Annotated in this window: 6 protein-coding genes, 1 tRNA gene and 1 pseudogene; 4 read left to right on the top strand and 4 right to left on the bottom strand. The window is 72.6% G+C overall.

What is annotated here, in order from left to right; all coding sequences use genetic code 11:
- Window positions 1–484 (bottom strand): DUF3662 domain-containing protein (locus AB0E96_RS35535; RefSeq protein ID WP_359830005.1); only part of this gene is annotated, 484 nt, incomplete at its 3' end.
- 422 nt (window positions 485–906) lie between these two features.
- Between AB0E96_RS35535 and AB0E96_RS35530 the strand changes: the two genes are divergently transcribed.
- A tRNA-Leu gene (locus AB0E96_RS35530) sits at window positions 907–990 on the top strand.
- A gap of 92 nt (window positions 991–1,082) precedes the next feature.
- Here AB0E96_RS35530 and AB0E96_RS35525 read toward each other — a convergent pair.
- Both AB0E96_RS35525 and AB0E96_RS35520 read right to left on the bottom strand, forming a co-directional pair.
- Complete coding sequence (locus AB0E96_RS35525) at window positions 1,083–2,228, bottom strand: histidine kinase (RefSeq protein WP_359830003.1); 1,146 nt, start codon at window positions 2,226–2,228, stop codon at window positions 1,083–1,085.
- Window positions 2,225–2,878 carry a response regulator transcription factor gene (locus tag AB0E96_RS35520; protein ID WP_359830011.1) on the bottom strand — a complete coding sequence of 218 codons (654 nt, stop codon included), beginning with the start codon at window positions 2,876–2,878 and terminating at the stop codon, window positions 2,225–2,227. Before AB0E96_RS35520 ends, AB0E96_RS35525 begins: the two co-directional genes overlap by 4 nt.
- 396 nt (window positions 2,879–3,274) lie before the next feature.
- Between AB0E96_RS35520 and AB0E96_RS35515 the strand changes: the two genes are divergently transcribed.
- Both AB0E96_RS35515 and AB0E96_RS35510 read left to right on the top strand, forming a co-directional pair.
- Window positions 3,275–5,044: a phosphatidylglycerol lysyltransferase domain-containing protein gene (locus tag AB0E96_RS35515; RefSeq protein WP_359830009.1), complete on the top strand. Its 1,770-nt coding sequence runs from the start codon at window positions 3,275–3,277 to the stop codon at window positions 5,042–5,044.
- Between the two features lie 259 nt (window positions 5,045–5,303).
- Window positions 5,304–6,014, top strand: a complete 711-nt coding sequence (locus AB0E96_RS35510; RefSeq protein ID WP_359830001.1) for a hypothetical protein — start codon at window positions 5,304–5,306, stop codon at window positions 6,012–6,014.
- A gap of 61 nt (window positions 6,015–6,075) precedes the next feature.
- On the opposite strand, the gene AB0E96_RS35505 is transcribed toward AB0E96_RS35510, so the two are convergent.
- Entirely contained in the window at window positions 6,076–7,545 is a 1,470-nt protein-coding gene (locus AB0E96_RS35505) for a SpoIIE family protein phosphatase (RefSeq protein WP_359830007.1), read from the bottom strand.
- 214 nt (window positions 7,546–7,759) lie between these two features.
- On the opposite strand from AB0E96_RS35505, the pseudogene AB0E96_RS35500 reads away from it, so the two are divergent.
- Window positions 7,760–7,854 (top strand): annotated as a pseudogene (locus AB0E96_RS35500) (aminoacyl-tRNA hydrolase); the annotation flags it as partial.

Here is a 7,854-nt window from a genome sequence, read left to right as displayed (position 1 = left end):
GGCCGGCGCCGGGCTGCTGCCACGGTGCGCCGGGGGCCGGAGCGGCCGGCGGCCGGTCGTAGCCGGGCTGCTGCGGCGCGTACTGCTGCGGCTGCTGCTGCGGGGGCTCCTCGGCGGCGAGGGTGCGGCTGCGCACCCGGTACAGCCCGGTGTCCAGGTCGTCGGCCTTCTCCAGGTTCACCTGGAGCGGCCCCATGAACGTGTACCGCTGGGCCTCCGCGTACTCGCGGACCATGCCGGACAGCTCGGTGCCGAGCTGCCCGGAGTAGGGGCTGAGCCGCTCGTAGTCGTGCGGGCTCAGCTCGACGATGAAGTCGTTCGGCACGACGGTGCGGTCGCGGTTCCAGATGCTCGCGTTGTTGTCGCACTCGCGCTGCAGCGCTCCGGCGATCTCCACGGGCTGGACCTCGGACTTGAACACCTTGGCGAAGGTGCCGTTGACGAGACCCTCGAGCCGCTGCTCGAACTTCTTCAGCACTCCCATGGGGCACCCCCTTCCAGGGTTCGTTCGCCTGCCTGCCGGCCGGATCCCGCCCGGGACCCGGTCGCGCCTCCTACTTGCGGTACTTCCGTACTGATCGTATCCACGCCGGGCCCTTCCGTACGGTTCCCGGACCGTGTGGTGCCCGGGGGTGGGCTCGGACACACAGGGTGACGCATTTCGGGTACGGCACGCCAGGTGTGCTCGTGGGAACGGGCTCCCGGCAGTCGTACGGACGTTCGTCGGGCATCGGTTCGGATGCCGTGGGCCTCCCCGGACAACGGATTCGGAGCAGCCCCCCAGGTCGTGCTAATGTTTTCCACGTCGGAAGGGCCGCCCGAAAGGGAGGCCGGACCAAGGAAACGCGAAGTACCGATGGTACCGAGCGGTTCGGAGGACCGGTCGGCAGAGAAGACAACACCCATGCGCGGGTGGCGGAATAGGCAGACGCGCTGGATTCAGGTTCCAGTGCCCGAAAGGGCGTGGGGGTTCAACTCCCCCCTCGCGCACAGCGAAGCCCCGCAGATCTACGGATCTGCGGGGCTTTCTTGTCGTTCCCCCCAGGCCCGGATCCGGCCACCGATCCGGGTGGCGGGGCCGGTCAGCCGTGACCGGCCGGGAGTTCGGCGCGGACCTCGAAGCCGCCGTCCGGGGTCGGCCCGGCACTGAGGGTGCCGCCCAGCAGCTGGGCGCGCTCGCGCAGGCCGACCAGGCCGTGGCCGCCGCCCGGCAGGGTCTCGGACGGGTGCGCCGGCGGTGCCTCGTTGCGGACCTCGACCCGCAGCCGGCGGCCCTTCGCCCGGACCCGCACGTGCACCGCCGCCTCCGGCGCGTACTTGGTGATGTTGGTGAGCGCCTCCTGGACGGTGCGGTAGGCGGCCCGCTCGACCGCCTCCGGCCACGGGCGGTCGCCGGGCACCAGCTCGGCGTCGGCGCTCAGACCGCTCTCCTCGATCAGCCGGGGCAGGTCGGCCAGCCGGGGCTGCGGGGCGAGCGGGGCGTCCGGCAGCCCGCCGGTGCCGCGCAGCACCCCCACCATCTGGCGCAGCTCCTCCAGGGTCCGCACGGACAGCTCGCGGATGGTGCGGGCGGCGGTCACCGCGGCCGGGTCGGTGCTGCTCACCTGGAGGGCCCCGGCCTGGATGCTGATCAGGCTGACCTGGTGCGAGACCACGTCGTGCATCTCCCGGGCCAGCCGGCCGCGCTCGCTGATCAGCACCCGCTCGGCCAGCAGCCGGCTCTCCCGCTCCTGGCCGCGGGTCAGCTCGTCCAGGCGGGCGGCCAGTTCCCGCCGGGTGCGGGCGAGCAGGCCGGTGGCGGCCGGGCCGGCCGCCAGCATCACGGCCTGGATGGCGTCCAGCGCGGTGGCGCGGCTGAGGTCGAGGACGCCGTCGGGCAGCGGCCAGTGGAAGAACTCGACCAGGGCGAACAGGATGCCGCAGGGCACCACGATCCGGGGGCGGGGCCGCTCGGCGGCCACCGAGTAGACGGCCGTGATCGGGGCCAGCCAGATCTCGTCCACCCAGCTGCCCGGCATGGTGAGCAGCAGTGCCGTCACCGGGAAGCGGCGGCGCAGGAACAGCGCGAGGGCGGCCAGCGTGGACAGCGCCACCTGCCACCAGGCGGCCTCCCGGGCCACCAGGGCGGCGTCCAGCAGGGAGTACAGGACGGGCAGCAGCAGCATCGGCCAGGTGGCGGTGCACCAGGCCGGCAGCCGTCCGGACGGCAGGTGGTCTGCGGCGGTCATGCCCCGTCGCCGGGCTTGGGCCGGACCAGCCCGGCCCGGTGGGCCAGGACGGCGGCCTGGACCCGGTTGGCGGCGCCGAGCTTGCCGAGGATCGCGCTGATGTGGTCCTTGACGGTGCCGGTGCCGAGGAAGAGCCGGTCGGCGATCTCGGCGTTGGACAGGCCCTCGCCGAGCAGCGCGAGCACGTCGAGCTCGCGGCCGGTGAGGGTGCGGGCGAGCGCGGTGGCCTCGGCGTCCGGGCCGCCGCCGTCCACGTAGCCGCCGATCACGGTGCGGGTGACGGTCGGGGAGAGGATGTTGCCGCCGGCCGCGAGCACCCGGACGGCGTGCACCAGCTGCTCGGGCGCGGTGTCCTTGAGCAGGAAGCCGGTCGCGCCGGCCCGCAGCGCGGTGCCGATGTACTCGTCGGTGTCGAAGGTGGTGAGCATCGCCACGGCTGGCGGGTCGGGCAGGGCCCGCAGGCGGCGCAGCACCGAGATGCCGTCGAGGTCGGGCATCCGGATGTCGAGCAGCACCACGTGCGGGCGCAGTCGCTGGACGTGTTCCTCGGCCTGCCCGCCGGAGCAGTCGCCGACCACCTCCAGGTCGCCGGCGGAGCCGACGATCAGGCCCAGGCCGGAGCGGACCAGGATCTCGTCGTCGACGATCAGCACGCGGGTGGTGGTGATGGTGCCTCCTCGGTTCGGGCGGCCGGGTGGGGCGGTCCGCGTGGGTCGTTTCGAGAGTAGGGGCTGCGGGGGCGGGGTGCCGAACGTCCGGGGGGTGGTCACCCCCGCCGTTCGGCGGGGGTGGGAATCCGCTACCCGGTTCACGCGATTCTCAGCTTCGGTGGGGAAACATGGAGTTGGCTGACCTTTTCCCCGGCCGCTTCTCCGATCGGGCGGTCGGCCGGGTGAGGTCGCCGGTCAGTCCGTCGGGCAGAGCGGGCGCCCGGCGCCGGGCCGTTCGCGGATGCGCCCCACCATCTGATCGTTTGGAATTGAGCTGTGTCGTCCACTGTGAAGTCGGAGCCGTCCGCCACGTCCGAAGGGCCCCGGCCCGCGGGCGTGCCCGACCGCTGGCGCCACCGGGCCGCCGCGGCCTCCGTCTGGTACCTGCGGCTGATCGCGCTGCTGAACGTGGCGACGGTGCTGCTGGTGCCCTTCCGCGACCAGGTCTACGAGCACAACGAGGGTGAGTACTTCACCCCGTACCTGATGACCGCCGGCCTGGCCAGCGCGGTGCTGTCGGTGTTCCTCGCGATCGCGATGCGGCGGCGCAAGCGCGCCGCGTGGATCTTCAACACGGCGCTCGGCGGGATGTTCGCGCTGCTCTACGTGGCGGCCATGCTGGTGCCGTCCGAGCGCTTCGACGCCCACCCGCTCAACTACGTCTCCACCGTCCTGACCTGCCTGTTCGTGCTGGCACTGCTGGTCGGGCGGAAGGAGTTCACGTCCAAGGGCGACAGCTCCAACCCGAAGACGGCGGCGGCCACCTTCGTCGGCGGGCTGGCCTTCGGCGGCGGGGTCGGCGCGCTGCTCGTCTGGCTGACCAACGAGCTGCCCGGCGCCGGCTTCTGGGACCTGTTCCGGTACTCCGTCGGCCGGATGATCACGATCACCCCGTCCGAGCACCTGCGCTCGGTGATCGCCGCGCCGACCTGGGTGAACGCCGCGATCAACGCGATGGGCGCGGTGCTCTTCCTGCTGGTGCTGTACGTGGCCTTCCGCAGCCCGCGCGGCAAGGAGCTGCTGACCGCCGAGGACGAGGCCAGGCTGCGCGGCCTGCTGGACAAGCAGGGCGAGCGGGATTCGCTCGGCTACTTCGCGCTGCGCCGGGACAAGGCGGTGATCTTCTCCCCCAGCGGCAAGGCCGCGGTCACCTACCGGGTGATCGGCGGCGTCTCGCTCGCCTCGGGAGACCCGATCGGCGACCCGGAGGCCTGGCCGGGCGCGATCGACGCCTGGCTGGCCGAGGCCCGCGAGCACGCCTGGGCCCCGGCCGTGATGGGCGCCTCCGAGGAGGCCGGGGTGATCTACGCCCGGCACGGGCTGGACGCGCTGGAGCTGGGCGACGAGGCGATCGTCGAACTGGACGAGTTCTCGCTGGACGGCCGCGCGATGCGGGTGGTCCGGCAGGCCTACAACCGGGTCAAGCGGGCCGGGTACACGGTGCGCATCCGCCGCCACGAGGCCATCTCGGAGACGGAGATGGCCGAGCTGGTGGCCAAGGCCGACGAGTGGCGCGACGGGGCGACCGAGCGCGGCTTCTCGATGGCGCTCGGCCGGCTCGGCGACCCGGGCGACGGCCGCTGCGTGATGCTGGAATGCCACGACGGCGACGGCGAGCTCAAGGCGCTGCTGAGCTTCGTGCCGTGGGGCCCGGACGGGCTCTCGCTGGACCTGATGCGCCGGGCCCGGGACACCGAGAACGGCCTGATGGAATTCATGGTCATCGAGCTGCTGCAGCGCGCCGACGAGGTCGGGCTGAAGCGGGTGTCGCTGAACTTCGCGATGTTCCGCTCGGTTTTCGAGCGCGGATCGCGCCTCGGCGCCGGCCCGGTGCTGCGGCTGTGGCGTTCGGTCCTGGGATTCTTCTCGCGGTGGTGGCAGATCGAGTCGCTGTACCGCGCCAACGCCAAGTACCGGCCGATCTGGGAACCGCGTTACCTGCTCTTCGAGAAGAGCAGCGAGATTCCGCGGATCGGCATCGCGAGCGCGCGCGCCGAGGGATTCATCGTCGCGCCGAGCCTGCCCGCCCTGTTCCGCCGCCGGCACGCCCGGGCCGCCGTGGTGGCGCCCAGGGTCCCGGTGGCGGCCCGGGACGGGAAGGGGTAGCCCTCCGTCGGGGGGCGGAGGGGACCGGTCGGCCGAAATGGGGGGCCGATGGGGGTACTGCCTCCCTCCAGAGGATGACGTGACTCCCCATCCATGCCGATGTGGCTCTGTTAACCGGCTTCTAATGTGGGAGTAGCAGAGAGTTCGGGGATTCGGAGAAACGGTTGTGATTCACAGGACCCACGCGGGGGGCGTGCGAAAGGGGCCGCTGGCAACCGCCAGATCGGTCGCTGTCGCCGAGTGGGGGACGTTGTACGCGATGGTCCGGGACGCGGTGGTGCGCAAGAAGCTCGCGGCCGTTCCGCTGGCCACGGTGGCGACGTTTCTGATCCTGCTGTTCAGCATCGTCCAGCACCTGCCGGGCGGCGAGCGTTTCGTCAACAACATCGGGGTGGTGCGGGCGGCGCTGCCGCTGGAGGTCTCGCTGCTGCGGACCCCGCTCTCCCTGTACGTGCCGGCGCTGGACCTTCCGGTCTGGGGGGCGCTGGCCCAGGTGTTCGTGGTCTTCGCGATCGCCGAGATCGTGCTCGGCCGGCGGATGACCCTGCTGGTCGCCTACACCTGCACCCTGGCGGGCACGCTGTTCGCCCGGGTCGGCGTGGCGGTCGGGCCGCACCACGTGTTCGGCTTCCCGAAGTGGGTCGCCTACGTGCGGGACACCGGGCCCTCGGCCGCGGTGGTGGCACTGGCGATCTGCATCGCGTTCCGCTGCCGGGCCCGGATCACCGGCGGCCTGGTGGTGGCGGTGATGATCGGCGAGGCGATCGTGCTGCCGAACCTGGCGGGTCTGGAGCACGTGGTCGCGGTGATCACCGCGCTGCTGATCGCCGTCTCGGTCGAGGTCTTCGGGGACTTCTGGCCGCGGGTGCTGGCCGGCGTCGGTGCCGCGACCTCGGTGGCCGCGGCCGCCTCGCGGGAGGTCGCGGTCGAGGCCCGGCGGCGCCGCTCGGCGGGGGCCGCCATCCCCTGACGTCCGTGCCGGCCGGGCCGCGTACGGGTGTCCGTGCGCGGCCCGTGCGCGTTCGGGGCCGTCAGGAGTGCGGGAACGGGAGCTCGAACCAGACGACCTTGCCCACCGCCTTGCGGGCGGTGCCCCAGCGTTCGGCGAGCTTGGTGACCAGGGTCAGGCCGCGGCCCGTCTCGCCGAGCTGCTCAGCCGGCTCCAGCGAGGGCAGGTTGTGGTTGTCGTCGCTGACCTCGACCAGCAGCTTGTCCACCCGGATCAGCTGGAGCTTCACGGTGTCCCGGGCGACCCGGACGGCGTTCGTCACCAGCTCGCTGACCAGCAGCTCGGTGGTGTCGCTGAGCGCCTCCAGATGCCAGCCGGCCAACTGCTCGCGGACCAGTGAGCGGGCCCGGCCGACCTCGCGGTGGTCCACGGTGAGGTCCCAGGTGGCCACCTCGGACGGGGCGACCCCGTCGAAGCGGGCCACCAGCAGGGCGACGTCGTCCTTGCGGTCGTCCGAGTGCAGCCGCCGCAGCACCACGTCGCAGGCCTGCTCGGGGCTCTGCCGGGGGTCGATCAGGTTGCCGCAGAGCGCGGCCAGACCGGCTCCTATGTCCCCGCCCCGGACCTCGACCAGGCCGTCGGTGCAGAGCACCAGCATCGAGCCGTCCGAGACGTCGATGGTCTTGGCGACGAACGGCACCCCGCCGACGCCGATCGGCGCGCCGGCCGGGATCTCCAGCAGCTCGCCGGTGCCGTCGGGGTGCACCAGGACGGGCGGGACGTGGCCCGCGCTGGCCAGCTCGCAGGTCCGGTTGATCGGGTCGTAGACCGCGTACAGGCAGGTCGCGAGGTGGTCGTCGCCGAGCTTGTGGGCCAGGTTGTCCAGGTGGCGCAGCAGTTGGCCGGGCGGCAGGTCCAGGGCGGCGAGGGTCTGCATGGCGGTGCGGAAGCGGCCCATCGCGGCCGCCGAGTGCAGACCGTGGCCCATCACGTCGCCGACCACCAGGGCGACCCGGCTGCCGGGCAGCTGGATCGCGTCGAACCAGTCGCCGCCGACCTCGGCCTTCGGGTCCCCGGGCAGGTAGCGGTGGGCGATCTGCACGCCGGGGATCTGCGGCGGGCGGGTCGGGATCATCGAGCGCTGCAGGGTGGTGGCGACCCTGGCCTCGGCGCGGTGCAGGCGGGCGTTGTCCAGCGACAGCGCGGCGCGGACGGCCAGCTCCTTGAGGGTCGCGGCGTCGCTCTCGTCGAAGGGGGCGCGGTCCGGCAGCCGGAGCAGCTTGAGGATGCCCAGCACGGTGCCGCGGGCGGAGAGCGGGACGACCAGCATCGAGCGGCCGGAGACCACCGGGACCAGCCGGGCGCCGCCCAGCGCGATCGCGTAGTCGACCGCGACGTCCGAGCTGACCACCGGGACCAGCACCGGCTGGTTCAGCTGCAGGGCCATCCCGGGCGGGGTGCGGCGGGGCATGCTGACCAGCGAGCCCTCCGAGAGCACGTGGTCCCAGGCGCCGCCGGTCTCGTTGTAGACCAGGGCGACCCGGCGCAGCATGGTGTCGTCGTCCGGGCGGGCGGCCGGCAGCTCGGAGTCCGAGATCAGCCCGTCCACCAGGTCCACGCAGGCGAAGTCGGCGACCCGGGGGACCAGCACCTGGCACAGCTCGTGGGCGGTGAAACCGAGGTCCAGCGTGGTGCCGACCTTGCCGCCGACCTCGTTCAGCAGGGCCAGCTGCTCGCCGGCCTGGCCGTTGGTGAGGAACGGGCCGAAGCCGATGTCCTTCATGAACCTCTCCGGCGGGCCGGTGACGGCACTGCGCGACTTCTACAAGGCTCCGGCCTCGGCGCTGATCGCGGTCCACGA

It is taken from the genome of Kitasatospora sp. NPDC036755, assembly GCF_040636595.1.
Taxonomy (GTDB): Bacteria; Actinomycetota; Actinomycetes; order Streptomycetales; family Streptomycetaceae; genus Kitasatospora.
This window is presented reverse-complemented; position numbering and strand designations above follow the sequence as displayed.

What these genes read in the sequence shown, in the direction of transcription:
- AB0E96_RS35525 (WP_359830003.1), bottom strand. Translation starts at nt 2,228, where the DNA reads ATGACCGCCGCAGACCACCTGCCGTCCGGACGGCTGCCGGCCTGGTGC.
- AB0E96_RS35510 (WP_359830001.1), top strand. Translation starts at nt 5,304, where the DNA reads ATGGTCCGGGACGCGGTGGTGCGCAAGAAGCTCGCGGCCGTTCCGCTG.
- AB0E96_RS35505 (WP_359830007.1), bottom strand. Translation starts at nt 7,545, where the DNA reads ATGCTGCGCCGGGTCGCCCTGGTCTACAACGAGACCGGCGGCGCCTGG.